A 25361-nucleotide genomic window follows, 5' to 3' on the forward strand; every position below is an offset into this window, starting at 1 on the left:
CAGGCATGAGTGTCAGTGAGATGGCCCACGAGGTGGTGGACGTCACCACGGAGGGGCACGGCAGCGGGTCGGAAGGGCTGGGCGGCGCCGCGCCCGATGTGCGCCGGGTGCTGCTCGTCTGGGACGCGCCCAACCTCGATATGGGTCTCGGCGCCATCCTCGGCGGCCGCCCGACCGCCGCGTACCGTCCGCGGTTCGATGCGCTCGGCCGCTGGCTGCTCGCACGCACAGCCGAACTCTCGGTCGGTAGCGCGACCAGGGTCGAGCCGGAGGCCACCGTCTTCACCAACATCGCACCAGGCACCGCCGATGTGGTGCGCCCGTGGGTGGAGGCGCTGCGCAATGTCGGCTACGCCGTGTTCGCCAAGCCGAAGATCGACGACGACTCCGACGTCGACGCGGACATGCTCGCGCACATCGAATTGCGTAGCCGCGGCGCCGGACTCGCCGGAATCATGGTCGCCTCCGCCGACGGCCAAGCCTTTCGCGAACCATTGGAACGATTGGCCGCGCGCGGAGTTCCCGTTCAGGTGTTGGGCTTCCGCGAGCACGCGAGTTGGGCCGTAACATCCGATACGCTCGAATTCATCGACCTCGAGGACATCCCGGGCGTGTTCCGTGAACCGCTGCCCAGGGTCAGCCTCGACTCGCTGCCCGACGAGGGCGCCTGGCTGCAGCCGTTCCGGCCGCTGTCGGCGTTGCTCACCTCTCGCCCCGCCCAAGGAGTCGCTTAGTGTTCACACGCTGGGGCGATCTGGTCTACCGGCTGCGCTGGGCCGTCATCGGCATCGTCTGCGCGGCCCTCCTGGCATTGGGAGGCTACGGCCTCGGCCTGGAACACCACCTCAGCTCCAGCGGATGGGACGACCCGACCTCGGAATCGGCGGACGCCGCGCGGATCGCCGACGGTGCCTTCGGGCGCGATCACACCAGCGACGTGATCCTGCTCTACACCGCACCCCAGGGCAAGACGATCGACGACCCCCAGTTCCGGGACAAAGTCGTCGACAGCCTGAACCGCCTGCCGAAGGAACACCCGAACGAGATCGCCAAGGTCAACGGCGCCTACTGGCAGACCGAGACCGGCCCCGGCGTCCCGCTGACCTTCGGTTCGAAGGACAAGAAGTCCACCTTCGCCTCCATCGCCATCGTCGGCGACAACGACACCGAGATGGTGCGTAACTACCGGAAAGTGAAGGACGTCTTCTACATTCCGGACGTCGACGTGCAGGTGACCGGCCTGCAAGCGGTGTCGGGCACGCTCAACGACACCATGGCCGCCGACCAGAAGCGCATGGAGATGCTCGCCATCCCGGCGGTCGCCGTGTTGCTGTTCTTCATCTTCGGCGGTCTCGTCGCGGCGGGTCTGCCGCTGGTCGTCGGCGGTCTGACGGTGATCGGCGCCAACGGCATCATCATGTTCCTGACGAAGTTCACCGAGGTGAACTCGTTCGTCTCCGGCGTCGTCTCGATGATCGGCCTCGGTCTGGCCATCGACTACGGCCTGTTCATCGTCAGCCGTTTCCGCGAGGAGCTGGCCGAGGGGTACGACACTCGCGCGGCCGTCCGGCGCTCGGTGATGACGGCGGGCCGCACGGTCGTGTTCTCCGCGACCATGATCATCGCCAGCCTCGGCGGCATGCTGTTGTTCCCGCAGGGCTTCCTGAAATCCGTCGCCTACGGCACCATCGCGACGGTCTCGCTGGCCGCGCTCACCGCGATCACCATCCTGCCCGCGATGCTCGGCGTGCTCGGCAAGCGCGTGGACATGCTCGGCTTCAAGCGCTTCCGCAAGACCAAGACCGCGGAGGAGGTCGAGAACGGCTTCTGGGGCAAGACGACGCAGTGGGTGATGAAGCACCCGCTCAAGATCGCCGTGCCGATCTGCATCGGCCTGCTGCTGCTCATCATCCCGGTGAAGAACCTGGCCTTCGGCGGCATCAACGAGCGATACCTGCCGCCGGACAACAAGACCCGCGTCGCGCTGGAGAACTTCTACGAGGTCTTCCCGCTGCGGAAGACCGACCCGGTGCAGCTGGTGATGGTCTCCGACGACAGCGCCGCGGTCGGCAAGGTGTGGAAGGAAGCGAGCGAAGCGCCCGGCCTCACCGGCAAGTTCGAGGTGCCGAGCCGATCCACCACTGATCCCGACGTCTACCGGACGAGCGCGACGCTGGAGGATTCGGAGAACTACGACCCGACCATCGAGTACCTGCGCTCGATGGACGTGCCGGACAACGTCCAGCTCTATGTCGGCGGGCAGCCGACGATCCAGAAGGACAGCATCGACGCGCTGCTCGACCGCATGCCGTTGATGATCGCGCTGGTCATCTTCGTGACCACGCTGCTGATGTTCCTGACCTTCGGCTCGCTGGTGCTGCCGATCAAGGCCGCGCTCATGAGCGCGCTCGGCCTCGGCTCCACGCTGGGCATCCTGACCTGGATCTTCGTCGACGGTCACGGCGCGAGCCTGCTGAACTTCACGCCGCAGCCGATCATGTCGCCGGTGCTGGTGCTGATCATCGCGGTGATCTACGGCTTGTCCACCGACTACGAGGTCTTCCTGCTCTCGCGGATGGTCGAGGCGCGCACCCAGGGCGCGTCCACCACGGAGGCCGTGCGAGCGGGCACCGCGCACACCGGACGCATCATCACCGCCGCCGCGCTGATCCTGCTCGTGGTGGTCGGCGCGTTCGCTTTCTCCGACCTGGTGATGATGCAGTACATCGCCTACGGCCTGATCGCGGCGCTGTTCATCGACGCGACCATCCTGCGCATGCTGCTGGTGCCCGCCACCATGAAGCTGCTCGGCGACGACTGCTGGTGGGCGCCCGCCTGGATGAAGCGCATTCAGCAGAAGATCGGCCTCGGCGAACCCATCCTCGACGACGAGCGCCCCGGCGGCGGTGAGGTGGTCGACCTGGTCAAGACCACCCCCATCACCGACCCGGTGACGATGCAGATGCCCGCGGTGTCGGAGGGCAAGCAGCCGCGCACCCCACGTCGTCCGCGCACCATCGAGGAGATCGAGGCCGAAGCGCCCACGCAGAGCATCGATTCGGTTCCGCCGCCCGTGCCGCCGCGTCCGGCGACTCCGGGGGCGCACGCGGCGCCGCCCAGCCCGCCGCGCACGGTGGCTCCTGGACCGCACGACCCGACTGGGCCGCGCGCGACTTCGCTGTCGGGGCTGCCGGATCAGTACCCGGGCAGGTCGACGCAGCCGACTCCGGCGGAGCCGCCGCGGCCGCGTGCCGTGCCGTTCGCCGAACCGGCGCGGTCGCAGGAATCCGCGGGCTCGATGGACGATGCGACCCGGCCGCTCGAGTCGGGGGGGACCTCCCGACCGCGCGGCACCGCGCCCGACTCGGCCCCGCACGGGTCGAGCGCCTACGATCCGGCCGCAGGCGCAAGCCACCGCCCCTTGGCGCAGAGCCACCAACCCTCTTCCGCCGCACCGGGTTCCACACATCACCGCGCGCCCGCAGAGCACGCGGCCTCGGACGGCAGCGCCTCGGAGACGCCGGCAGACAACCGCACCAGCATCGAGAACTGGATGGCCGAACTCCGCTCCTCCCGCCGCCACATCGCGGATTCGGACGAAGGCAGGCACCACAGCGGCGACGGACGCTCGGTGAGCGTCAACGAACTCCTCCGCCGCCACGACGAGGACTGATTCCGCATCCATCGCGGGGCACCCATCGCGGGCAGGAAATCGACGGGAGAGAAATGGTGGCTCCGAGGCAGTCGGGGCCACCATTTCTCCATCGTCGAATCCATTCGACTACCGGCGGTAGAGAAATGGTGGTTGCGGCCGGTGTCGTGAGAATGGCCCCGCCCCTTGGCATTTCCCGGGCGGGGTGTTCAGGTCACTCGGCGGCCGGATCCGCACCCGAGCGGGCTTCGGTACCGCCCGGCGACGCGCCACCCGAGCCGCCTGCTTCGGCGAAAGCGCGCGCGTAGCGGGTTCCGGTGAGCAGCAGGAGGATTCCGACCACCAGGAAGGCGGCGACACGGATCAGGCCGTCCAGGGTGGCCAGGTCGAACAGGAAGAGCTTGGCCAGTGCGGCAGTGGTGACCAAAAGGCCGGAGCCGAGGGCGACCTTGGCGATGGCGGCGGAGCGTGCGAGGTTGCGCAGGCCGTAGAGCAGGGCCGCGGTGGCCGCCGCCATCCACACGATGGTGGCGATGCTGTGGCCGACGACGAAACCGTCCGCGGCGCCGGTGGCCGCGCCGACCGCGACGATCGCGGCGGTCACCAAGTACAGCGCCGCGCCGCTCGCGGCGATCCACAGGATCGATTCCTCCGCACCGCCCTTCGGCGTGCCCGCGAGTCTGCGGACGGTCCAGACCGCCACCGCGACGACGGCCAGGCCGATGACCGCCGCCAACGTGGTGGAGATGGACAGGTGCTGCTCGGCAAGGCGTGGCGACGCAAGCCTTTCCGGGGTCGCCGTGGCCGCGAACGCGAGGCCGCCGATCAGCGCGAAGGCGAGACCGAGGCCTGCGACGGCGCTGGAACGCAGCTGGCCGGCCACCCCGAGGAAGCCGAGCGCGACCAGCAGCGTCGCGATCGGAAGAGTCTGGGTGCTCGTCGCACCGACGCATGCTTCGAGCAGCGCGAAGGAACCCGCCACCGCAGCGGCGATGGCGGTGTGGCCCGGAATCTTAGTGAGCGCACGCATTTTCGGCGTCACTGCCGTCGCGGCGAGGGACAGGAGAACCACCGCGTGCGCGGCCGCGACGAGGGCGGCGATACGCCGATCGAACAGCGCCACCACCGCGAGCATCGGGGTCGTCGAGATCGCGAAGGCCAGCGTGGCGACGATGTCACCGGCACGCCTGCGCACCACCAGCACGGTGCCGGACGCACCGACCAGCGCGATCGCGATCGACGCGACCAGCAACCACAGCTCGCGCCCGTGATCGAGCGTCTCGATCAGCGCGATGGCGATGCTCACCAGGGTGGCCAGCACTGCGGGCACCGTGCGCACAATGTGCAGGAACGGCCAGTCCCGTCCGAATTGCACCGGGACGCAAGCCAATTGCAGCACGATCAGGAATCCGAGCAGCACCAACTCGGTGGTTACGAACGGTGCGAGCAGCGCGGCGCCGAGCACCACGAGCACCGCGAGCGGCTGCGACTTCCACCGCATCGCGAGTCCGACGCCACCCGCGGCGACGGCCAGCGCCACCGCCAGCCCGAGCACCGGGTGCAACCAGTGATACACGGCCGTCACTGCGACAACGTCGAGATAGACACCCGCGATACCGGTGGCCGCCAACGCGATTCCGCCGACCCGCCCGCCAGCCTTGCCGACGACCCGCACGCCAGCGCCGACCAGAACGGCCGAGAAAACCGCTCCGGACACAACTCTCGGGACCGGCCCGAAGAATCCGGCCTGCGCGGCGAGCACCAACAGCATCACCACACCGATCAATGTGACCGCCACCCCGGCCACCGCGAGCACCCGGCTGATCACCCCGTCCCGCTGCCACCACGGGACATGCGGCTCTCGCCGCGGCGGCGCGGGCGGCAGCATCCCGGGCGGCGCCATCCGCCTGCCCCTGTGCGGCAACGCGCCCGGTTGCGTGGGCCATCCCTGCGGCACACCCGGTGGCGGCACCGCACCCGGCGGAACCATCGCCCCCGATCCGGGACCCCAATACCGCTCCGCCGCAGCAGCGTAGGCGGACCCGTACACGGGCTGAGCCGCCGTCGGCGGCGGGTAGGGCGGAGGCGGAACCGGCGGAACAGCTGCCGCACTCGACCCGCCACCCACACCCGGCACCGCACCCGGCCAACCCGCCACACCCGAAGACGAGCCAGCACCAGCAGACGAGTCACTCTGAGCACCGGCCGCACTCGTGCCGCGCGCAGGATGCCCGACCGCAGCCGAAGACGTTCCCACACCAGCTGGTGAACCGCCCTCGGCACCAGAGGAGCCCCGGCGCCGGGCGAGGTCTTCGGGCGTACCCGACTCACTCTCCACGGCGACCGGAGTTCCCCCGCCAACAGCGGTGCTGCGCTCGAGGTCGGGGTTCCCGGCGACGGAACTGCTTTCGCTCGCGGCGGCGGAATCGGGGTCCGTCGAGGACGACCCGCGCCACCCTCCCGCGGGCACCGAAGCGGGGCTGCCCCGGAGCGCCGCCGGAATCCCCTCCGCTCCGCCGGGGGCAGCCCGGTCACCTGACGCACCCGCGGCCGAGTCGGCCGGGGCACGCTCGGCGGCGAGATCCGGCGCCACTTGTTCGCGAAGCAGCGCGAGATCCCGCCCGAGTGCACCCATCTGCGTCCCCAGCGCAGTGAACTCACCGGACAAGCGCGAGATCAGCGCCGGATCGATAGATGTAGTCATGACCCCATGCTCGGCCCCTCATCCGTGCCGAACATGAGTAGAAACCCCCGGCCGAGGACCGATATCTACCCGATTTCGCCCAGACCGACCCCCAACCGGCTACGGGTGGGGGCCGGTCGCGCCGGGCGGTCAGGAGGCGGGCGCGGCCCGCATGCCGGTCACCTGGTGGATGGCGCCGATGACCGCCGAACGCGGCGGCATGCGCAGCACGCCGGGTGCGGGTTCGGCCGCCCAATGCCAGCCGAGGCGGGAATCGGTGCTCGGCAGCAGCAGGTGGCGGCCGCCGGGAATCACGGTGACCTGATGTCCGGCCAGGCAGCGCCGGACGTGCACGTCGACCGGGGTGACGGGGCTGGGCGGGGTCACCAGGAACGTCCAGGTGCGGTCGCCGGGGTCGGCGACCACCGGGGCGGTCATCTGGCGGTCCAGGGTGGCGAGCACCTTCCTGCCGAGTTCCGGCGGCATGACGACGCCCCCGAGCAGACTGCCCGTGGTCACCACGGGACGCCCGGCGAGCAACTGGACCGGCAATCCGAACCGATGTCGGAGCAGGTGCGCCGCCTCGTTCGGGCTGTGACAGCGTTCGAACATTATGCTTCCCCTCACGCGATGACGTTGCTGTAGCAAGTGGTCGGCCGTCGGCGTAATAGTTCACGCAGGTCATGGCCCTGCAGGCGCAACTGTTCGGTTCGAGCGAGAAAAACTTGCGACGCGGTCGCGCGATCGGCGCGCCGGGCTCGCACAGTGGTGTTCGGCATCGTGGTCATTGCCGCCGCCCTTTGCATTCTCAAAGTTGCAGAAAGGCAACGGTATTCCAACCAGCGGCCAACGAGTCGTACGCAATGTCCCACTTCGGGTGAAGTCCATCCCGTAGCGTCGTACTCTGAAACCCAGATTTAACAAAGGACTTGGGTACATGGACGAATCGTCGATCGGGGTGCGGATCCGGCGCTTTCGCGGCAAAGCGCTCACACAGCGCCAGCTCGCCGACCAGGCCGGGGTGAGCGTGGATCTCGTGCGCAAGCTCGAGCAGGGTGGACGCCAAACCGCGTCCATCGCGAGCTTGCAGAAACTGGCGCGCGCGCTCGATGTCGACATCTCCGATCTGATCGGCAAGCGCCACGGGATACCGTCCGGCAACCCGGACGCGGGCATCGTCGCCATCCGGCGCGCGTTGACCCCCGTGGACGATTTGCTCGGCGAGGTGCCCGAGGAGGAGGCGGTGAGCCTCGACGACGGCCGCCGCGCGGTCGACTACGCCTGGGGCGCGTACTGGGCGGGCCGCTACGAGCTGCTCACCTCGATCCTGCCCGCCAGCCTCATCCAGCTGCGCGCGACCGTGCACTCCGCGCGCAACGGCGCGGTCGCACCCGCCAACGAACTGCTCGCCCGCATGTGCTGGGTCACCGGTTGCACTCTGGTGCATCTCGGGCACACCGATCCGGCATTCCTCGCCATCCGTCAGGCGCTGGCCGCCGCCGAGCGCGGCAACGATTCGCTGCTGCTGGCGACCATCCGCGGCTCGGTGGCCTGGCAGCTGCTGGTGCAGGGCCGGTACGACGAATCGCGCCGGGTCGCGCTGCGCGCCGCGACGGACCTGGAGCCGGAGGGCGAGGTGCCGCCCGCGCACCTGTCCGCCTACGGTTCCCTCGTGCTCCAAGGCGCGACCGCGGCGGGCCGAGCCCAGAACGTGCCAGAGGCGCTGTCGCTGATCGAGGCGGCAGGTGAGGTCGCGCTGCGCATCGGCGGCGACCGGCAGGACTACGAAACCTATTTCGGCCCATCCCAGGTCGTCATGCAGACGGTGGACGTCAACGTCTCCTCGGAGCGCTATCCCGAGGCGCTGGCCGCGGCGAAGGAGATGCCCGCGAACAGCGGCCTGCCGCAGGCCTCACGCGCCCGCCACCTCGCCGACACCGCGGTCGCGCTGACCCGCACCGGCCAGCACCAGCGCGCCCTGGACGCGCTGCTGAACGCCGAACGCGTCGGCGGCGTCGACTGGATCAAATACCAGTCCCTGCCCCGCCACATCGTGTCCGAACTCCTCGACCACGACCGCCGAGTCCCGCTGCGCGCCTTCGCCCGCCGCATCGGCGTCAACACCTGACCGGCCGAACGACCGAAGGCACGGGTCAGTGCCCGAGCAGTTTGCGCCAATGGGCGATGAACGGATGCTTGGCGGTGACCGAGCCGAGGCGGACGCGGCCGTGGACGACCAGGTGGAGCGGGCCGAGCGGAGGACCGGTGCGGACCTTGTTGTTGAGGCTCGCGCCGATGAGGTCGAGACCGTTCATGTCGACGGTGGCCTCGGCGGGCACCACCAGGGTGAGCGAACTGCAGTAGTCGTCGATGTTCAACTCGACCACCTGGGTGGACATGACCGCCTCGGTGAAATCGAGGGTGACGCCCGCGAACCAGTTGTTCAGGTGCAGCGAAGGCGCGACCTGCCACGGCCCGCGCCTGTTCACGCTCGACATGCGGCCGCGAATCACGTTTCCCGCCGGGGCGGGCGGCATCGGCGGCCGATTCGCGAACGAGGGCGTGGAGTTCACGAACGTCGTGGGCCGTGCGGCGGGCTGACCGATGAGGCGGACGCCGGGCAGATCGATGAGCACGGCGTTCAGTTCGCCGCGGGTCTTGGCGGCCAGGGCGGTGTCCATCCGCTCGGTGAACTCGCCGAGCGAGAGCATCCCGAGCCCGACGGCCCGCTGCAGCAGCTGACCGACGTGCTCGCGTTCGGCGTCGGAGACGCGCAGATCCCGATCGCCGACCGCACCATCGGAGCCGACACCATTGGATACCGATTCGGGGCCGCCCATGGCTTCGAGGCTACCGAGGGGCGACGGTCTCGGCATCAGGGCGATCCCGGATTCCGGCGCGCGTGCGGATCCTCCGCCGGTCGGATGTCCCGGCCTACTCGAGCCCCTGTTCGATCGCGTACCTGGTGAGTTCGACCCGGTTGGCCAGCTGCAACTTCCGCAGCGTCGCCTGCACGTGGTTCTCCACCGTCCGGTGACTCAACCCGAGCCGGGACGCGATCTGCTTGGCGGACAACCCTTTCGCCACCATCCGCAGCACCTCGGTCTCCCGTTCGGTGAGTGCGGGCCGGTGGGGTTCGTCGGGCTCGGCGGGCGCGGTCGCCATCCGGCGGTACTCGCCGAGCACCAGCCCGGCCAGCCCCGGCGTGAACACCGGCTGACCGGCGGCGGTCGCGCGCACCGCGTCGATCAGTTCGGCCGCCGACGCGCTCTTGACCAGATAACCGGAGGCGCCCGCCTTGATGGCGTCCAGCACGTCGTCGCGCTCGGCCGAGGCCGAAAGCACCAGCACCCGGCTCCGCGGCGAGACGCGCAGCACCTCGGCCGTGGCGACAGCGCCGTTCCCGTCCGGTAGCTGCATGTCCATCAGGACGACGGCGGGGCGTACGGCCGCGGCGCGCCTGGTGGCCGAACCGACACCGTCCGCGGTCGCGACGACCTCGAACCCGGCCTCGGCGAGATCGCGGGAGACCCCGTCGCGCCACATCGGGTGATCGTCCACCACCATCACCGAAATGGTCCCGGCCGCACCGTCATCGGTCACCGCACCGCTCCTCTCGCCGTACCGTTCATCGTGCCAGAATCCCCAGGTCAGCGTGCGTCGCGCGGGACACGGAATTCCCATTCGACGCCCTCGCCCGCGCTGCCCTCGGTGAGCAGCTCCGCGGTACCGCCCAGCGCGCCGATTCGCCCGACGATCGACCGCGAAACTCCCATCCGCCCTTCGGCTTCCGCCTCGGCCAATCTGCCCGCGGCGATGCCGATACCGTCGTCGCGCACGCTGACGATCAGCTCGGTGCCGGTGTCCTCCAGCAGCACATAGGCTTTCGCGTCCACTCCGGCGTGCAGCTCGACGTTGACCAGGGCGGTCGCGACGGCGGCGGCGATTTCCCCTGCCGCCCAACGTCCCACCCGCACCGGCTCGCCCGGCGTCGAGACGAACACCTTCGGCGTCGCGTGCACGGTCAGCAGCGGACGCAGATCCAGCTCGGCGCCGCCCGCGTCCTCGCGCACGCCCTGCTCGGAGATCAGCACCCGAAGCGCCACCTCCTGCTCACCAGCACGCAACGCCAATTCCTCGGTGGGTCCGCCGATTTCGCTGCCGCGCCGCTTGATGTAGCTGAGCACCTGGAGCACGCCGTCGTGCACTTCGCGGGCGAGCCGCTCGCGCTCCTCGGCCGCGGCGGTCAGGCGCACCGCGCGCTGCAACTGCTCCTGCGCGCGCCGGGCGGTGTTGGCGGCCAGCCCGAGCGCCAAGCCCACCGAGACGAGCACCGGCGCGGTCGCGTCCGCCCAGACGTCCTGTCCCCACTGGTCGCGCACGGTGATGATCACCGCCGCGATCAGCAGCCCGGACGCGATGCCCGCGACCGGCCCGCGCAGGATCGCCGCCGAGATCACCGCGTTGGCCGCCCACATGGTCGTCGGCAGGGTCTGGTGCCCGTGGTACCAGTCGTAGTCGGCGACCAGCCGGGTGGCGGCGATCAATCCGATCACCACGATGTGGTCGCCGATCACCACCCAGACCCGCACCTTGACCACGTCGGCATGCCACTGCGAGAGCATCAGCGCGGACAGCCCGGACCAGACCACCATCAATGCGATGAACACCCAGCTCAGACGCTGGTTCTGGTAGTAGGGCACGGACGCGACCTGCTGGCCGACGGCGTACAGCAGCGTGACGAGCCGGAACGCCTGCACGGCCCGCCACAGCGGCGCGGTCGCCGCGTCGGCCGGACTGAGCTCAGTCGGCGCGGCCGGGCTCATCGGCGTTCTGTCGTCCGGTGCCTGCGTCGCCCCCGCGCACCTTGCTCAGCAGCGCGACCTCCTCGGCGAGCGTCGCCTCGACATCGAACCTTCCCGGATCCGGCCGGTCCGGTTCCGCCGAATACAGCCGATGCTCGGCGGTCCGCAATTCGCCGAACGTCTCCTCCGGGCTGTCGGCGAGCAGCGATCGAATCGCCGTGTTCATCACCGCGACGAACGGCACCGCGAGCAGGCCGCCCGCGATCCCGCCGAGCACCACGCCCGCCGCGATCGCCAGCACCACCGCCAGCGGATGGATGCTCACCGCGCGGCCGAGCAGCAGCGGTTGCAGCACATGACTTTCCAGCTGCATCACCGCGATGATGATGCCGAGCACGATCAGCGCCGTCACCAGTCCCTTGGTGACCAGCGCGATGAACACCGCGATGGATCCGGCGAGGAACGCGCCGATGATCGGGATGAACGCACTGATGAACACCAGCGAGGCCAGCGGCAGCGCCAACGGCACCCCGAGAATCGCCAGCCCCGCCCCGATGCCGATGGCGTCGACCGCCGCGACCGCGACGGTCGCCCGCACGAAGCCGACCAGCGATCCGAAGCCGAGCTGCCCGGCCAGCCGGACCCGTTCCCGGTGCGCGGTCGGCACGATCCGGGTGACGAACTGCCAGACCTGATCGCCGCTGTAGAGGAAGAAGATCAGGATGAACAGGGTGAGGAAAGTCCCGGTCAGTATGTGCCCGATCACCGTGGCCGTGGTGAGCGCGCCGGAGGTGAGACTGTCCTGATTGGACTGGATCGTCTTGACGATGGTGTCGCCCGCGTTGCGGATCTGATCGTCGCTCATGTGCGGCGGGCCGTTGATCAACCAGTCCTGGATCTTGTGGATGCTGCCGGTGAACTCGTCGGACAGCTGCGGCACACCATCGACGAACTGCTCGACGACGAAGGTCATGATGCCCGCGACCAGCCCGAGCGAGCCGACCATCGAGACGAACACCCCGACCCACCTCGGTATGCCGAGGCGCTGCATCCAGTCCACCAAAGGCGCGAGCAGCGCGGCAGCCAGCAGCGCGATGGCCGTGGGAATGACGACGGTCGCCAGCCGCTGCACGATCATCACCAGGGCGAGCACCGCGGCGAAGATGACCAGCAGGCGCCATGCCCACTCCGCGGTCTGCCGGACGATCGGGTGCACCGCGTCCGCGGCGGAGTCCCGGCGTGGACGTTCCTCGAGCTCGGTCACCTCGTTGAGGGTAGCGCTCCGAGCCGGGCGGTCCGGACAGCCGCACGTGGACGAATGATCGAAACGCTAGATTAGGGGGCGTGTCAGCGCCCTTGGAAGCGGTCAAGCAGACCATGCATACGCGCTGGCCGCTTTACCTGACATCGATGCTGCTGGCCAATGCCTTCGGCGCGGTGCTGGTGTGGGCGTTCATCCAGTACGGACTCCCCGTTCCGGAAGGCGAGGCGGCCGGTACCCGACGCACCGGTCTGCTCATCCCCGCACTCGTCTTCATCACCGGCGGATTGCTCAGCCTCGCCGCTTCGGCGCTGATGCTGCGCCCTGTCATGCGCTGGCAGATGCGCGGCGGTCCGCCGAGCCGCCAGGAACAGATGGCCGCACTGCACGCGCCGCTGCGCCAGGCGATCCTGCATCTGGCGCTGTGGCTGATCGGCGGCGCGGTGCTGGCCGGACTCATCATCTCCGACACGCCCGCGCTGGCCGGTGCGGTGATCGTCACCGAGTGCATGGCGGCCACCATCGTGTTCGGCTTCACCTACATGCTCGGCGAGCGCATCCTGCGTCCGGTCGCGGCGCAGGCCCTGACCGAGGGCACCTTCGATCACACCCTGACGCCGGGCGTCGGCACCAGGATGGGGATGACCTGGGGCATGGGCACCTTCGCGCCCACCATCGCCATCGTGCTGCTGTGCGTCACCCAGATCTCCTCGGACGTGAAGTTCTCCGCCCAGTCGCTGGCGATCTCGATCCTGCTGCTCTGCGGCGTGGTGATCTTGCAGGCGCTCGCGCTGTCGATGCTCACCGGTTCGAGCATCTCCGACCCGGTGCGTCAGCTCAGCCAGGCCATCGACCGGGTGCAGGAGGGCGCCCGGGATGTGCAGGTCGAGGTGTTCGACGGCAGCGAGATCGGCCTGCTCCAGGTCGGCTTCAACCGCATGATGGAGGAGGCGGCCAAGCGCCGCCAGCTCCAGGAGCTGTTCGGTCAGCACGTCGGCGAGGAAGTCGCGCAGCGCGCCCTCGACTACGGCACCGAGCTGGGCGGCGAGACCAGATTCGTCGCGGTGTTGTTCGTCGACATGGTCGGCTCCACCGCCACCGCCGCCGAACGGCCGCCCACCGAGGTGGTGAGCCTGCTCAACGAGTTCTTCCGCATCGTGGTCGACGTGATCGACCGGCACCACGGGTTCGTCAACAAGTTCGTCGGCGATGCCGCGCTCGCCATCTTCGGCGCGCCGCTGGACCGGCCGGACGCGCCCACCGCGGCGCTCGCGGCGGGCCGCGAACTCCGCGAGGCGCTGCGCGAGGTGCCCGGCCTCGACATCGGCATCGGCGTGTCCGCGGGTTTGGCTGTCGCCGGAAATATCGGCGCCGCCAACCGTTTCGAATACACGGTGATCGGCGATCCGGTCAACGAGGCTTCCCGATTGACCGAATTGGCCAAAGATCAACCCGGCCGAGTGCTCGCCTCCGGTAGCGCATTGTATTTCGCGGAGGAAAGCGAGCAGGAGTTCTGGGTGGAAGGCGAAGAGGTGCAGCTGCGCGGTCGCCGCAGGAAAACCCGATTGGCGTGGCCGAAAGAAGGCGCCGACCCGCGCACCGATGCCGACGTTCGAACAGCAGATTCGTTAGGCTGACGGCGTGACGGCCAACGGGGATACAGCGGGCGAGCCTGCACCGCGAACGTCCACCGTCGAGCAAGGCCGGAGCAAATTCTGGTGGGCCAAATGGTTGCTGGGCGCCGCGCTGTTGGCTTTGTTGATCGGCGAAGGCGTCTATCTGTGGCCGCGGCTACACGAATCGTGGCAGAAACTCACCGAAATTCATTGGGGTTGGGTCGCGGCCTGTATCTGGTTCCAAGCGCTTGCCATGAGCGGATTCGGCCGGGTGCAGAAACAACTGCTGCGCGCCGGCGGCGTCGACGTGAGTCAGAGCAAATCCGTGGCGGTCGTGTACGGCGCGACCGCGATGTCGGTGACGTTGCCCGCGGGGCAAGTGTTCTCCACCGCGTTCACCTACCGGCAGACCCGGCGCTGGGGCGCGAGTCCTATCGTCGCGTCCTGGCAGCTGGTCATCTCCGGCGTGATCGCGACGGCCGGGCTCGCGCTGCTCGGCGTCGGCGGCGCGCTGCTGGTCGGCAATCAGGTGGGACCGCTGAAGCTCGTGCTCTCGCTCGCCGCGGTGGCCGCCCTGATCTGGGCGGGCAACTACATCTCGAGCAATCCCGGCTCGCTGGAGAAGGTGCTGCGTCGGCTGCTCGCGCTGGTCAACCGGGTACGCAAGCGTTCTGCCGACCACGGCATGAGCAAGGTCGCCGAGATCCTGACCCAGCTCGAGTCGGTGGATCTCGGCAAACGCGATGGCGTCTGGGTGGCGGGCTGGGCGCTGGTGCACCGATTCGGCGACGTCGCCTGTCTCGGCGCGGCCTGCTACGCCGTCGGCGCCGATCCGAAACTCGCGGGCCTGCTCATCGCCTTCACCGCGGGCAAGGCCGTCGGCTCCATCCCGTTCGCCCCCGGCGGCATCGTCTACGTCGACGCGACCCTGATCTACGGCCTCACCGCGGGCGCGGGCCTGCCCGCCGCCCAAGCGGTCGCCGCCGCCTTCGTCTACCGCCTGGTCAGCTTCATCCTGGTCGCCATCGTCGGCTGGATCGTCTTCGCCTTCCTCTTCCGTACACCTCAAGCCGACGACGCCGACTACGAGAAGGAATTCGAGACGCGCCGCACGCTCTGAACGCCTGACGACGTCCCGGCGAAGTGACTGGACAGGGCCAGTATCGGATCGGTGTCAAGATCGAGATCGAAACGATGCCGCACTACGCTTGCGCCCGTGAAGAGACTGGTTCCGGTGGCGGTGGACGCATTGTTGGTGATCTTGTTCTGCGTCATCGGCCGGCGCAGTCACGACGAGGCGGTGATCGCGGGCCTGCTGAAGACGCTGTGGCCGTTTGCCATCGGACTGGCGATCGGGTGGGCCGCCGCGCTCGCCGTGGAGCGCCGCACCGGACGCCTCGACGGAACCCTGGTGTGGCCAACGGGAGTCCTGGTGTGGCTCGGCACCCTCGGTGGCGGAATGGCGCTGCGCGCGATCAGCGGACAGGGGATCGCGTTCAGCTTCGTACTGGTCGCGGCCACGGTGCTCGCGCTGTTCCTGCTGGGTTGGCGCGCGGCGATCCGAGCGCTGAACTGATCCGCCGCGCGGATGGATCGCAGGCACCGGATCGGCGTGCGAACCGATCAGCGCGCGAACCCGAGCGCGGCGATCACGACGGCTCCGGCGCGGCCAGCGACTGCAACATCCTGGCGGCCATCCGCGCGGTGGCGTTCCCGCTGTCCACGTCGTTGATGTGCACCGCGAACGCCAGATCGCCCATGTTCGCGATGAGCCAGCCGTCGTCGCCCGCTTTCGCCGCGTAGGCGATCACCGGGTACGGCCGCAGCGGCGACAGATCGGGAGCTCCGGTCGCGTCGCGCAGCATGGTGCGCAGCCGTTCGGTCAGCTCGCCGCCCAGCGGCGTGAGCTGCGCGTCGGTGCCACCCGTCTTGGTGACCTCGATCTTCGGCGCGGGCACCTCGCCGCGCGCGATCGACGCCGCCGCGATCGCCATCCCGAAGGGGCTGGCCAGCACCGCGTCCGACCCGCCGCCCTGGCGCACCTGCTCGGCGCTGCGTCCGGCGATGGCCAGCCGTCCGGTCACCTCGTCCAGCCCGGCCACCTGGAAATCGATGCCGATGCCGAGCCTGCTCGCGGCCTCCGCCGCCTCCTGCACCGAAACGTCCTGCGGAGCCTTGCCGTTACCGGCCGCCGCGACGGCGCGGAACAGCTCGATATTGCCGCCCACCGGGTACAGGCCGGTGAACGCGATCGGTCCGTGCTCGCTGGCCTGACTGTTCTGCGCGACCGCGACCACCGCTCCGCTGGACGGCTGGATCGCCACGATCGTGGCGGGCGTGCCGACGCTCACCACCGCGTCCTCGGCGGCGCGCTGCAACCGCTGGTCCATGGTGGCGATGATGTCCGGCCCCGGCGGCCCCTGGTAGCCGGCGACCTGGCTGATGAATCGCCCGTCCGGCTCGAAGATCTGCACGCCCCAGCCGGAGTGCTCGTCCTGGCTGGTCTCCCAGACCTTGCGCAGCGCGTCCAGCTGCGGCGACCAGACCCGGCGGTCCGAGGAGATCAGCCGCGGGTGCTTCTCCATCACCACGCCGGGAATCGGCGCCATCCGCGGTTCCAGGATCGCGAAATCGCCATCGCGCAGGTTGACCGCCACGATCGGCTTGCCCTGAGAGGAGGCCAGCTGCTGCATCAGCGCGGGGCCGGTGATCAGCGGCGCGACGGGCTCGATGGCCTTGGCCAGCGCGTCGGTGGAGGCGACCGGATCCGGCATTCGCGTCGGGTCGAGCTTGATCACGTTGATGACCTGCTCGTGCATCAGCGGCGCGCCGACCATGTCGAGGACCCGCGGGGGCGGGGTCGGCGTGGTGCGCACCAGCTTCACGGTGCGGTTGCCTTGCAACTGCGGCAGCACGACAGACGGTTCCCAGGAGATCCGCCAGCCGATCGCGAGCTTGCGGACCGTGCCCTGGAGGCTGTAGCTCCAGTTCTTGTTCGCGCCGAAGCTCCAGTCGACGTCCATGCTGAAGATCGCCGACTGCGAGTCGAGGCCGATGAATTGGGTCTTCTGGTAGTCGACCTTGCCTGGATGCAGACCCTCGAACATTTGCTTCAGCGTTGCCGAAGCGGCGTTCGGATAGGAGGTGAGCTCCGATGCCTTCTTGTAATCCTGGTTGTCGAGGAGTTCGGTGAAGCGCTCGACGACGGCCGCGGGCTCGCTGGGCTCCTCGCGAAACCCGCAGGAACCCATGGTGACTGCCACAGCCGCCGCTCCCGCGAGTGCTAGTGCGCCCCTAACGCGAAAGCGGCGAGATCCCCTCACATCCATGTCGCCCACTCTTCACTCTTGTCACTCCAGCAACAAGACCACCGTACCTGAAATGAACCTGTTTGCGACGTCCCGGTGATCGGGCCGTTACCCATGCTCAGCATTGTCAATTGTGCCCGAAAACGCCTGTCCGAAGGTCCCGATCGGTAACGGTGTCCAGTCACAAGGCGATAACCGGCGCCGCTACCGTACCTGCCGAAACGCGAACGCGGGCGAGAACCCCTGCGGTCAGTCATCCGTCCCGAACAGAGCGCGTCCGGCACAGTACGACCTCCCTGGAGTACCCCTTCCCCACCCTGTTCACGCAGAGCGGAACCACCGCGCTGACTTGCGGCGTAATCTTGTAATCATTGCAACACCGCACCACAGTAAGTAGGCATACACGCCTTGCTCCTGAAGGAGAATCGCCATGAGGCACGAACACCGCGGACGAGGTTTCGGACGCCCCGGCGGCTGGCAACAGGCCGATCTTCCCGACCCCGCCGATGTGCCCGACTGGTTCGCCGGAAGATTGCCCAGCGACTGGTTCGTCGGCAAACCGGTCATCGAGGTGGACCGCGACGAGATCGTGGTCATCGGCGAGCTGCCGCTGCCCAAGCCCGAGCCCACCGACACCGAGGACGCCGAAGCGCCCACCGAGAAGATCCCGGCCGCGACGAAAGAGGGCGCCATCGCCCGCTTCCGCGAATCCACCCGCCCGGCGCGCATGCAGATCGCGGGCGAGGCCCAGCACCGCTACGGCCGCAACGTGGCGTGGGGCGTCTCCGTGGACGGGGAACGAATCATGTTCACCCAGCTCGCCGTTCCGGTGATGACGCGGTTGCGCCAGCCGGAGCGCAAAGTGCTCGACACCCTGGTCGATTCCGGCGTCGCCCGCTCTCGCTCCGACGCGCTGGCCTGGACGGTGAAACTGGCGGGCAAGCACGCCGAGGCGTGGCTCGAGGAACTGCGCACGGCGATGCGCAAGGTCGACGACCTGCGGTCGGAGGGCCCGAAAGGTTTGTGAGCCGGGGTTCGTGAGCCGGGCGTTCCTGCTCGGCCGGGCGCGGTTCGCTCTGTGGCCGCGCCCATTAGGGTTGGCCCCATGGCCGACACCGCCCCGATCCTGGTCCTCAACGGGCCGAACCTGAACATGCTCGGCACCCGCCAGCCCGAGGTGTACGGTTCGGCCACCCTCGACGACGTGGTCGAACTATGCGAACGGACTGCGGCGAAGTTCGACAGGAAGATCGTCGCGTTCCAGTCCAATCACGAAGGCGCGCTGATCGATCGGATCCATGAGGCGCGCGGCGCGGAGTCGGCGATCGTCATCAATCCCGGCGGGCTCACCCACACCTCGGTCGCGCTGCGCGACGCGCTGGTGATCCCCGAGGTGCCGATCGTGGAGGTGCACATCAGCAATGTGCACGCCCGCGAGGAATTCCGGCACCACTCCTTCATCTCCCCCATCGCCACCGCGGTGATCGCGGGCATGGGAATTCAGGGCTACGCCGCCGCCATCGAATTCCTCGCCACCCGCTGATTCACGCGATACGGAAAACCGGGAAACCCGATGCGATGGCGGCGAGTTCGTCGTCGGTCGAGTTCTTGGTGATGCCGTCGAAGAAGCGGTTGACCTCCCAGCCCCACTTCTCCAGGTAGAGCCGCAGCACCGGCGTCTTGTCCGCGTCGGCCACCTCGGTGGCCGTGAACGCCTCGGCCTTGCGCCCGAGCCGCAATTCGCCCGCGCCGGCGACCCGCAGATTCCGCACCCACTGCGTGTGCCCGCGCGGCGCGACCAGGTAGCGCGCGCCGGTCTCGTCCACCAGCAGGTTCACCATCGTGGTCCGCCACTCCCCGCTCTTGCGGCCACGCACGGCGAGCAGCCGCGATCCCGCGATGCTGATTCCCAGCCGGGGCAGCCAGTTGACGATGCGGTTCACGATGGGATCGAAGCCGGTGGGGCCGATGTAGCGGGTGGTGGCGTCCATGATGTCTCCTCATTCTGTGAGCACTGCTCTCTGTTGAGAACAATGATCCACCCCTGTGCGCACAAAGTCAAGAGCAGTGCTCTCTTTTCTGTGGACGCGCGGTCCCTCCCGGATGCCACCCGAGCTCGGCGCATGTCACGGGCACGGGCAACGCGCATGGAGATGGACATGGACATGGACATGGACATGGGCATGGACAACGAGGCAACGAGGCAACGAGGCAACGAGGCAACGAGGCAACGAGGCAACGAGGCAACGAGGCAACGAGGCAACGAGGCAACGAGGCAACGAGGCAACGAGGCAACGAGGCAACGAGGCAACGCTTACCGAGGAACCAGACGAACCAACAAGTAAGCGTCGAACCCACGAGCACGAAAACGGCCGCGATCCGCCAGAAGTGCTCGACCGTCGGCACTTCCAGCTTCGACAGAGCCGAAGTGATCGCGACCCGACTCGCTCGGCCGGACTACGAAATAGTCTTCGTGCGCAGAACGCCGGCGCTACCGGAATCGCCGATATCCCGAAAGGGAAAGCACGCGAACCGAATCGCGCGCCGAATCAACGCTCACCCCTCGGGAAGCGGAATCAGTTCGAGGTGTTCGGCCGCCTGCGGCTCGGCGGCAATACCGCGTTCGGCGACCAGATCCACCCCACCACCGTGCGAGACCAGCCATCTACCGCACACGCAGCGCAAATAGCGGACGGAGCGATGCGAGGACACGAGCATCGGCGAGGACCACGAGCAGGTGGGGCAGGTGTCGGGCATAGCTAAGGCTGAATAACGAACAGCCGGAAGGCAACGACCAGCGCGGCGTGGCGTCGAACTGGATTCGAAAAGCGGCCCGCTACCGGCGAGCGGGCGACCGCATCACCGACAGGCTCGAGATGCTTTGCCCTTCATAAACTTCTGGAAAGCGCGGCGACGAACGCTGTTGGCATGTCGAATTTCGCCTTGCGCTCCAGCAGATTTCTCATTCGATGCGGTGTGGTCGCCGCCGCCATCGACTGGTGCAACAAAGGCGCACTGGTGCAACACTTCCCCGCTTCCGGCTCGCCCGGCCCCTACACCACCGGCGGCGATGGCGACTGGTCCTCCATCGGCGAGCCGGTGCGCCAATCGGTTTCGGCCGAGCAAAGCATTGTTCCCTCGGAATGTAGTAGGTATGCTACGAACCATCCGGTCCGCATAACGGGAGGATGCCATGACTGTGGGCGATGGCGTCGTGATCGACGTCGAGGGTCTGCGAATGCGCTACGGCGCGAAGGACGTCCTGCACGGGGTCGGCTTCCAGGCTCGGCACGGTGAGGTCCTGGCCCTGCTCGGCCCCAACGGCGCGGGCAAGACCACCACGATCGAGATACTCGAAGGCTTCCGCATCCGTTCGGCGGGCCGGGTCGATGTCCTCGGCGCCGATCCCGCGCACGGCGGCGAGGACTGGCGGGCCCGCATCGGCGTCGTCCTGCAATCCTGGCGCGATCACGGGAAATGGCGTGTGCGCGAACTGCTGTCGAATCTCGGCGGGTACTACGCGCCGTACGGCACCGAGCGAATCAGCCGGCCGTGGGACACCGACGAACTCATCGAGGCCGTCGGCCTGACCGAACAGGCGGGCACGAAGGTGATGTCCCTGTCCGGCGGTCAGCGGCGCAGGCTCGACGTCGCCATCGGCATCGTCGGCCGCCCGGAACTGCTGTTCCTCGACGAGCCGACCGCCGGTTTCGATCCCCAGGCCCGGCGCGAATTCCACGACCTGATCCACCGTTTGGCCGACGACCTGCACACCACCATCCTGCTCACCACGCACGACCTGGACGAGGCCGAGAAGCTGGCCGATCGCATCCTGATCCTGGCGGGCGGGCGGATCATCGCGGACGGTTCGGCCGACGAGTTGTCCCGCCGCATCGCGGGCGAGGCCGAGGTGCGCTGGACTCGCGACGGCCAGCGCTTCGTGCACACCACCACCGAGTCGACCAAGTTCGTCTACGAGCTGTTCAAGCAGTACGGCGAGGACATCGGCGAGCTCGAGGTGCGCCGCGCGTCCCTCGAAGACACGTACATGACACTGGTGCGGCAGTTCGAATCCGGTCAGCTGGAGAACGAAGTCCACGCCTTGGAGGAGGTGGCGCGATGAACCCGATCAGGAACGCGGTCCGCGCAGGCTTGTCGCGCGGCGTGATCGAGCTGCGGCAGACGGTGACCAACGGCCAGGACCTTTTCGGCTTGCTGTTCTGGCCGGTCATCATGGTGGTCGTGCTGATCTTCATGCGCAACACGACGTTCGGGTCGAGCGGCTTCGCGCTCGGGACGCTCGCGCTGCCGAGCATTCTCGGCATGCTGGTCTCGTTCAACGGCATCTTCGGCATCGCCCAGCTGCTCAGCTTGGAGCGCGAGGACGGAACCCTGCTGCGCGCCAAGGCGACTCCGAACGGGATGGTGGGCTACCTGGTCGGCAAGGTGGTCACGGTGTCGGGCTGGGTGCTCGTGCCGTTCGGCATCGTGCTCGTCCCCGGATTGTTCGTGGTCGGCGACGTCGCGCTGGACACCCCGGCCGCGTGGCTGTCGCTGATCGGCATCGTGCTGCTCGGCATGCTGGCCACCCTGCCCATCGGCGCGTGCATCGGTGCGCTGTTCGACAGCCCGCGCGGGGTCGGGTTCGCGTCCATGCCCATCATGGGTCTGGTCGCGGTGTCGGGCATCTTCTACCCGATCACCTCGATACCGGGCTGGGTGCAGGGAATTGCCCAGTGCTTCCCGATCTACTGGCTCGGCCTCGGCATGCGCGCGGCGATGTTGCCGGACGAGGCGGCGGCCGTCGAGCTCGGCGGCTCCTGGCGGCATGTGGAAACCATTGCGGTGCTCGGCATCTGGGCGGCGGCGGGATTCGTTCTCGCGCCGATCCTTTTGCGCAGGATGGCACGGCGGGAATCGGGTTCCAGCGTCGCCGCCCGACGCGAGAAGGCCATGCAGCGTGCCTACTGAGGTCATCTACAACCGGATCGCCATGCTGCGCGCCGAGCGTGGCATCTCCCGGCGCGAGCTGGCGGAGGCGCTCGGCGTGCACTACCAGACGATCGGTTACCTCGAGCGCGGCGAATACAGCCCGAGCCTGCACCTGGCGCTGCGCATCGCGGAGTACTTCGAGGTGGCGGTGGAGGTCGTCTTCTCCACCGCCCCGTTCCCCCGGCTCGGATCGGGAAGCGAAACCGCCTGAGGACGAACTGGCCGATGACGGTCACCGAGCGGGCTCGTCCGGACGGCTCACACCGCGTCCGACTCGCGCTCACCCAGCATCAGGTTGTAGGTGGAGACCGCCCTGCCGCGCTCCTCGCTGGCGGCGATGGCCTTGCGCCAGAACGACTGAGCGGTGTGCGAGAAGGTGGCGTCGACGCCGACCTCTTCGCTGGCGTCGATGATGTGCTGCGCGCCGGCCTCCATCATCTTCAAGCTGGCCAGGTCGGCCCAGCCGCCCGCCTGGTTGGCGACGGAGAACTCCTGCATGAAGTAGGGGAACGCCTCGCTGGACCGCACCGCGAACGGTACGAACTGGGCGATGTCGTGGCCCGACTTCGCGATCACGGCGGTGGCCTGGTCGAAGGCCAGCAGCCACGGGTGGAAGATGACGAGCAGCGCCTGGTAGAAGATCTGGGCCAGACCGTCGTCCGCGCCGAGGTACTCCTGCGGGCTCAGCGGGCGCAGCAGCTCGGCGTGCGCGTCGAACACCTCGCGCGGACCGCTGTAGAAGATGTAGGACGCGGGATGGGTGATGTTGTCCCCCGCCGACATGACGCCGCCGGAAATGAACTGGGCGCCGCGCTCGCGCACCCACGCCGCGCCCAGGCGGGTCTTCTCCGGCGAATCCGACGACAGATTCGCGATCACCTTGCCCGCCAGCCGGTCCTCGGCCTGGCCGAGCACGTCGTACATGGCGGCGTAGTGAGTCAGGCTGACCACGGTCACCTCGTTGGCGTCGAGCGCGTCGGCGACCGTCGCGGCCCGCTTGGCGCCGAGTTCGACCATCGCGTCGACCTTGGCGGTGCTGCGATTCCAGACGGTCACCTCGACGCCCGCGTCGAGGAAGGCCCGGACCATCGCCTGCCCCATCGGACCGAGGCCGATCACGGAAACGGAACGGGTGGACTGCTCGGACATTGTGTGCCCCTTCGGTTCTGGATTGCTGGTTCGCGGCGCCGGAACCGATAGTCGTCTGTGCAGGTAGAGTCGACAAGACCGCACGTCGAGGTGGGGATACTTACCTCGAGGTCCGAAATATGGTCAGGAGGTCGGCGATGAACGGCAAGAGTGACATGGATCACGATGTGTGCGGTATGTCGGTCGCGATCGACGTCGTCGGCGGCAAATGGAAACTGCACCTGATGTGGGTGCTCGGTGCGGGCCCCCAGCGCTTCGGCGAAATCCGGCGCCTCCTGGAAGGCGTCAGCGAGAAGGTCCTCGCCGAGAATCTGCGCCAGCTGGAGTCCAGCGGAGTCGTACACCGCGAGGTGTTTCCGGAGATCCCGCCGCGCGTCGAGTACTCGCTGACCCCGATCGGCCACGAACTCGCGGCGGCGCTGCGCCCGCTCGAAGAGTGGGGCGACAAGCATCGGGTGGAACTGCTCGGGAATCTGGCGTCGGTCGGCTGAGCGCGACCGGCGGGAGAGCAATGGTTGCTCCACGGGCCTCTCGGACCACCCCGTCGGAACCATCCGACTGCCGTCGATAGAACGAGCTCGGTCGCTCGGGCAAATGTCGCTGATCTGCGCGGCGATGTGGGGCGTGCCGTGGCGTGCGGGGGTTCGGGGCTGCGCCGACAATGTGGGCATGACCTCCGCGCCCCGGGTGCTGCTCGCCCCCGACAAGTTCAAGGGTTCGCTGTCCGCGTCAGCGGTGGCCGCCGCGCTGGCGGCCGGAATCGCCGCGGCGCGGCCCGACGCCGAGCTCGTGCGCGTTCCGGTCGCCGACGGTGGTGACGGCACCGTGGACGCGTTCGTCGCCGCGGGGTGGGAGCGGGTCGAGTCGATCGCGCCGGGGCCGACGGGCGTTCCGGCGCCCGCTGCCTACGCACTGCGCGGGGACACCGCGGTCGTGGAGTTGGCCGAGGTCGCCGGACTGGTGAAACTGCCTGGCGGACAGTTCGATCCACTCGGCGCGGGGACGGAAGGGCTCGGCGTCGTCATCGCGGACGCGCTGGAGCGCGGCGCGACGCACATAGTGCTCGGCCTGGGCGGCAGCGCGTCCACCGACGGCGGCGCGGGTCTGTTGCGCGCGCTCGGTGTTCACGTCCTCGACGCCGAAGGTCGTGAATTGCCGTCGGGCGGAGGTGCTTTGGCACGCGCGGCACACCTCGATCGCACCGGCTTGCACCCGAGAGCCGCCGCGGCCCGGTTCACCCTCGCCTGCGACGTGGACAATCCGCTGCTCGGGCCGAAGGGCGCGGTCGCGGTCTACGCACCGCAGAAGGGCGCCGACCCGGCGCAACGAGCGATTCTCGAAGCGGCGCTGACGAATTGGGCGAAGCTGGTCGGCCCGGAATTCGCCGAGCGGCCGGGAGCGGGCGCGGCGGGCGGCACAGGCTTCGGCGCGCTCGCGGTACTCGACGCAGAAGTACGCAGCGGCATCGAGGTGCTGCTCGATCTCCTCGACTTCCCGGCCCTGCTGCGCGAGGCGACCCTCGTGGTGACGGGCGAGGGCTCGCTCGATGCCCAGAGTCTGCACGGCAAGGCCCCCGTCGGCGTCTGCGCGGCGGCGCGCGCCGCGGGCGTCCCGGTCGTCGCGGTGGCGGGCCGCGTTCAGCTCGATCCGGACGCACTGCGCGCCGCGGGCTTCACCGCCTGCTACCCACTGAGCGACCTCGAACCGGACCCGGCTCGCTCCATGGCGAACGCCGCACGACTCCTCGAGCGAATCGGCGACGGCATTGCCCAGCACGAGCTCTGAACGGCAACCGTCACCACGCCTTATCGCCCCCATACATCAGCGCCACGCCGCCCCGATCGCGGTAGCAGCCGACCGCCGTCAGCTCGTCCCGGGCATCGGTGCGGAAGGCC

General features: G+C 68.6%; 23 protein-coding genes. 13 read left to right on the forward strand and 10 right to left on the reverse strand.

Annotation, left to right across the window (positions count from 1 at the left end):
• Positions 1-5 precede the first annotated feature (5 nt).
• Both AC3EO7_RS11335 and AC3EO7_RS11340 read left to right on the forward strand, forming a co-directional pair.
• On the forward strand, positions 6-734 hold the full coding sequence (locus AC3EO7_RS11335) for an NYN domain-containing protein (protein ID WP_431968356.1): 729 nt from the start codon (positions 6-8) through the stop codon (positions 732-734).
• A complete protein-coding gene (locus AC3EO7_RS11340) occupies positions 734-3673 on the forward strand; it encodes an MMPL family transporter (protein WP_435591148.1) in 2940 nt (979 codons plus the stop codon). The genes AC3EO7_RS11335 and AC3EO7_RS11340 overlap by 1 nt, the downstream gene beginning before the upstream one ends.
• Positions 3674-3866: 193 nt before the next feature.
• Here AC3EO7_RS11340 and AC3EO7_RS11345 read toward each other — a convergent pair whose 3' ends face one another.
• Both AC3EO7_RS11345 and AC3EO7_RS11350 read right to left on the reverse strand, forming a co-directional pair.
• Complete coding sequence (locus tag AC3EO7_RS11345; protein WP_435591149.1) at positions 3867-5555, reverse strand: DUF2339 domain-containing protein; 1689 nt, start codon at positions 5553-5555, stop codon at positions 3867-3869.
• A gap of 930 nt (positions 5556-6485) precedes the next feature.
• Positions 6486-6962, reverse strand: a complete 477-nt coding sequence (locus AC3EO7_RS11350) for a hypothetical protein (protein ID WP_435591150.1) — start codon at positions 6960-6962, stop codon at positions 6486-6488.
• Positions 6963-7272: 310 nt separating this feature from the next.
• On the opposite strand from AC3EO7_RS11350, the gene AC3EO7_RS11355 reads away from it, so the two are divergent.
• A complete protein-coding gene (locus tag AC3EO7_RS11355) occupies positions 7273-8463 on the forward strand; it encodes a helix-turn-helix domain-containing protein (RefSeq protein WP_431968364.1) in 1191 nt (396 codons plus the stop codon).
• Positions 8464-8488: 25 nt separating this feature from the next.
• On the opposite strand, the gene AC3EO7_RS11360 is transcribed toward AC3EO7_RS11355, so the two are convergent.
• From AC3EO7_RS11360 to AC3EO7_RS11375, 4 genes are all read right to left on the reverse strand, one after another.
• On the reverse strand, positions 8489-9175 hold the full coding sequence (locus AC3EO7_RS11360) for a DUF1707 SHOCT-like domain-containing protein (protein ID WP_431968366.1): 687 nt from the start codon (positions 9173-9175) through the stop codon (positions 8489-8491).
• 94 nt (positions 9176-9269) lie between these two features.
• Positions 9270-9902 carry a response regulator gene (locus AC3EO7_RS11365; RefSeq protein WP_435591214.1) on the reverse strand — a complete coding sequence of 211 codons (633 nt, stop codon included), beginning with the start codon at positions 9900-9902 and terminating at the stop codon, positions 9270-9272.
• Between the two features lie 83 nt (positions 9903-9985).
• The gene (gene macS / locus AC3EO7_RS11370; RefSeq protein ID WP_435591151.1) at positions 9986-11161 is read right to left on the reverse strand and encodes a MacS family sensor histidine kinase; all 1176 of its coding nucleotides are present in this window, start codon (positions 11159-11161) and stop codon (positions 9986-9988) included.
• On the reverse strand, positions 11139-12404 hold the full coding sequence (locus AC3EO7_RS11375) for an AI-2E family transporter (protein WP_435591152.1): 1266 nt from the start codon (positions 12402-12404) through the stop codon (positions 11139-11141). Before AC3EO7_RS11375 ends, macS begins: the two co-directional genes overlap by 23 nt.
• 113 nt (positions 12405-12517) lie before the next feature.
• Between AC3EO7_RS11375 and AC3EO7_RS11380 the strand changes: the two genes are divergently transcribed.
• The 3 genes from AC3EO7_RS11380 (at position 12518) to AC3EO7_RS11390 (ending at position 15593) form a co-directional block, all read left to right on the forward strand.
• Positions 12518-14038 (forward strand): adenylate/guanylate cyclase domain-containing protein, encoded by a 1521-nt coding sequence (locus AC3EO7_RS11380; protein WP_435591215.1) that lies wholly within the window; start codon positions 12518-12520, stop codon positions 14036-14038.
• 4 nt (positions 14039-14042) lie between these two features.
• Entirely contained in the window at positions 14043-15137 is a 1095-nt protein-coding gene (locus AC3EO7_RS11385; protein WP_431968372.1) for a lysylphosphatidylglycerol synthase transmembrane domain-containing protein, read from the forward strand.
• Positions 15138-15233: 96 nt separating this feature from the next.
• Positions 15234-15593, forward strand: a complete 360-nt coding sequence (locus AC3EO7_RS11390) for a DUF3054 domain-containing protein (RefSeq protein WP_431968374.1) — start codon at positions 15234-15236, stop codon at positions 15591-15593.
• 73 nt (positions 15594-15666) lie between these two features.
• Here the strand turns inward: AC3EO7_RS11390 and AC3EO7_RS11395 are convergent, their stop codons facing one another.
• Complete coding sequence (locus AC3EO7_RS11395; protein ID WP_431968376.1) at positions 15667-17280, reverse strand: NTF2-like N-terminal transpeptidase domain-containing protein; 1614 nt, start codon at positions 17278-17280, stop codon at positions 15667-15669.
• Between the two features lie 475 nt (positions 17281-17755).
• On the opposite strand from AC3EO7_RS11395, the gene AC3EO7_RS11400 reads away from it, so the two are divergent.
• Both AC3EO7_RS11400 and aroQ read left to right on the forward strand, forming a co-directional pair.
• Positions 17756-18352 carry a hypothetical protein gene (locus tag AC3EO7_RS11400; protein WP_435591153.1) on the forward strand — a complete coding sequence of 199 codons (597 nt, stop codon included), beginning with the start codon at positions 17756-17758 and terminating at the stop codon, positions 18350-18352.
• A 78-nt stretch (positions 18353-18430) separates the two neighbouring features.
• Positions 18431-18868 carry a type II 3-dehydroquinate dehydratase gene (gene aroQ / locus AC3EO7_RS11405; RefSeq protein WP_431968380.1) on the forward strand — a complete coding sequence of 146 codons (438 nt, stop codon included), beginning with the start codon at positions 18431-18433 and terminating at the stop codon, positions 18866-18868.
• A gap of 1 nt (position 18869) precedes the next feature.
• On the opposite strand, the gene AC3EO7_RS11410 is transcribed toward aroQ, so the two are convergent.
• Positions 18870-19316, reverse strand: coding sequence for a nitroreductase/quinone reductase family protein (locus AC3EO7_RS11410; protein ID WP_431968382.1), 447 nt, complete (start codon positions 19314-19316; stop codon positions 18870-18872).
• Between the two features lie 565 nt (positions 19317-19881).
• Positions 19882-20082, reverse strand: coding sequence for a hypothetical protein (locus AC3EO7_RS11415; RefSeq protein ID WP_431968384.1), 201 nt, complete (start codon positions 20080-20082; stop codon positions 19882-19884).
• Between the two features lie 436 nt (positions 20083-20518).
• On the opposite strand from AC3EO7_RS11415, the gene AC3EO7_RS11420 reads away from it, so the two are divergent.
• From AC3EO7_RS11420 to AC3EO7_RS11430, 3 genes are read left to right on the forward strand one after another with little or no spacing between them, the layout of a single operon-like run.
• A complete protein-coding gene (locus AC3EO7_RS11420) occupies positions 20519-21448 on the forward strand; it encodes an ABC transporter ATP-binding protein (RefSeq protein ID WP_431968386.1) in 930 nt (309 codons plus the stop codon).
• Complete coding sequence (locus AC3EO7_RS11425; RefSeq protein WP_435591154.1) at positions 21445-22296, forward strand: ABC transporter permease; 852 nt, start codon at positions 21445-21447, stop codon at positions 22294-22296. The genes AC3EO7_RS11420 and AC3EO7_RS11425 overlap by 4 nt, the downstream gene beginning before the upstream one ends.
• Positions 22286-22528 carry a helix-turn-helix transcriptional regulator gene (locus AC3EO7_RS11430; protein ID WP_174555485.1) on the forward strand — a complete coding sequence of 81 codons (243 nt, stop codon included), beginning with the start codon at positions 22286-22288 and terminating at the stop codon, positions 22526-22528. Before AC3EO7_RS11425 ends, AC3EO7_RS11430 begins: the two co-directional genes overlap by 11 nt.
• A gap of 47 nt (positions 22529-22575) precedes the next feature.
• Here the strand turns inward: AC3EO7_RS11430 and AC3EO7_RS11435 are convergent, their stop codons facing one another.
• Positions 22576-23466 (reverse strand): NAD(P)-dependent oxidoreductase, encoded by an 891-nt coding sequence (locus AC3EO7_RS11435; protein WP_431968390.1) that lies wholly within the window; start codon positions 23464-23466, stop codon positions 22576-22578.
• A 137-nt stretch (positions 23467-23603) separates the two neighbouring features.
• Between AC3EO7_RS11435 and AC3EO7_RS11440 the strand changes: the two genes are divergently transcribed.
• The gene (locus AC3EO7_RS11440) at positions 23604-23957 is read left to right on the forward strand and encodes a winged helix-turn-helix transcriptional regulator (protein WP_431968392.1); all 354 of its coding nucleotides are present in this window, start codon (positions 23604-23606) and stop codon (positions 23955-23957) included.
• A gap of 178 nt (positions 23958-24135) precedes the next feature.
• Positions 24136-25251 carry a glycerate kinase gene (locus AC3EO7_RS11445; RefSeq protein WP_431968394.1) on the forward strand — a complete coding sequence of 372 codons (1116 nt, stop codon included), beginning with the start codon at positions 24136-24138 and terminating at the stop codon, positions 25249-25251.
• Positions 25252-25361: the final 110 nt, after the last annotated feature.

The sequence above is a fragment of the Nocardia sp. bgisy118 genome (assembly GCF_057708605.1).

What these genes read in the sequence shown, in the direction of transcription:
- AC3EO7_RS11335 (WP_431968356.1), top strand. Translation starts at nt 6, where the DNA reads ATGAGTGTCAGTGAGATGGCCCACGAGGTGGTGGACGTCACCACGGAG.
- AC3EO7_RS11345 (WP_435591149.1), bottom strand. Translation starts at nt 5,555, where the DNA reads ATGGCGCCGCCCGGGATGCTGCCGCCCGCGCCGCCGCGGCGAGAGCCG.
- AC3EO7_RS11355 (WP_431968364.1), top strand. Translation starts at nt 7,273, where the DNA reads ATGGACGAATCGTCGATCGGGGTGCGGATCCGGCGCTTTCGCGGCAAA.
- AC3EO7_RS11360 (WP_431968366.1), bottom strand. Translation starts at nt 9,175, where the DNA reads ATGGGCGGCCCCGAATCGGTATCCAATGGTGTCGGCTCCGATGGTGCG.
- AC3EO7_RS11365 (WP_435591214.1), bottom strand. Translation starts at nt 9,902, where the DNA reads ATGGTGGTGGACGATCACCCGATGTGGCGCGACGGGGTCTCCCGCGAT.
- macS (WP_435591151.1), bottom strand. Translation starts at nt 11,161, where the DNA reads ATGAGCCCGGCCGCGCCGACTGAGCTCAGTCCGGCCGACGCGGCGACC.
- AC3EO7_RS11380 (WP_435591215.1), top strand. Translation starts at nt 12,518, where the DNA reads ATGCATACGCGCTGGCCGCTTTACCTGACATCGATGCTGCTGGCCAAT.
- AC3EO7_RS11400 (WP_435591153.1), top strand. Translation starts at nt 17,756, where the DNA reads ATGAGGCACGAACACCGCGGACGAGGTTTCGGACGCCCCGGCGGCTGG.
- aroQ (WP_431968380.1), top strand. Translation starts at nt 18,431, where the DNA reads ATGGCCGACACCGCCCCGATCCTGGTCCTCAACGGGCCGAACCTGAAC.
- AC3EO7_RS11410 (WP_431968382.1), bottom strand. Translation starts at nt 19,316, where the DNA reads ATGGACGCCACCACCCGCTACATCGGCCCCACCGGCTTCGATCCCATC.
- AC3EO7_RS11415 (WP_431968384.1), bottom strand. Translation starts at nt 20,082, where the DNA reads ATGCCCGACACCTGCCCCACCTGCTCGTGGTCCTCGCCGATGCTCGTG.
- AC3EO7_RS11420 (WP_431968386.1), top strand. Translation starts at nt 20,519, where the DNA reads ATGACTGTGGGCGATGGCGTCGTGATCGACGTCGAGGGTCTGCGAATG.
- AC3EO7_RS11425 (WP_435591154.1), top strand. Translation starts at nt 21,445, where the DNA reads ATGAACCCGATCAGGAACGCGGTCCGCGCAGGCTTGTCGCGCGGCGTG.
- AC3EO7_RS11435 (WP_431968390.1), bottom strand. Translation starts at nt 23,466, where the DNA reads ATGTCCGAGCAGTCCACCCGTTCCGTTTCCGTGATCGGCCTCGGTCCG.
- AC3EO7_RS11440 (WP_431968392.1), top strand. Translation starts at nt 23,604, where the DNA reads ATGAACGGCAAGAGTGACATGGATCACGATGTGTGCGGTATGTCGGTC.
- AC3EO7_RS11445 (WP_431968394.1), top strand. Translation starts at nt 24,136, where the DNA reads ATGACCTCCGCGCCCCGGGTGCTGCTCGCCCCCGACAAGTTCAAGGGT.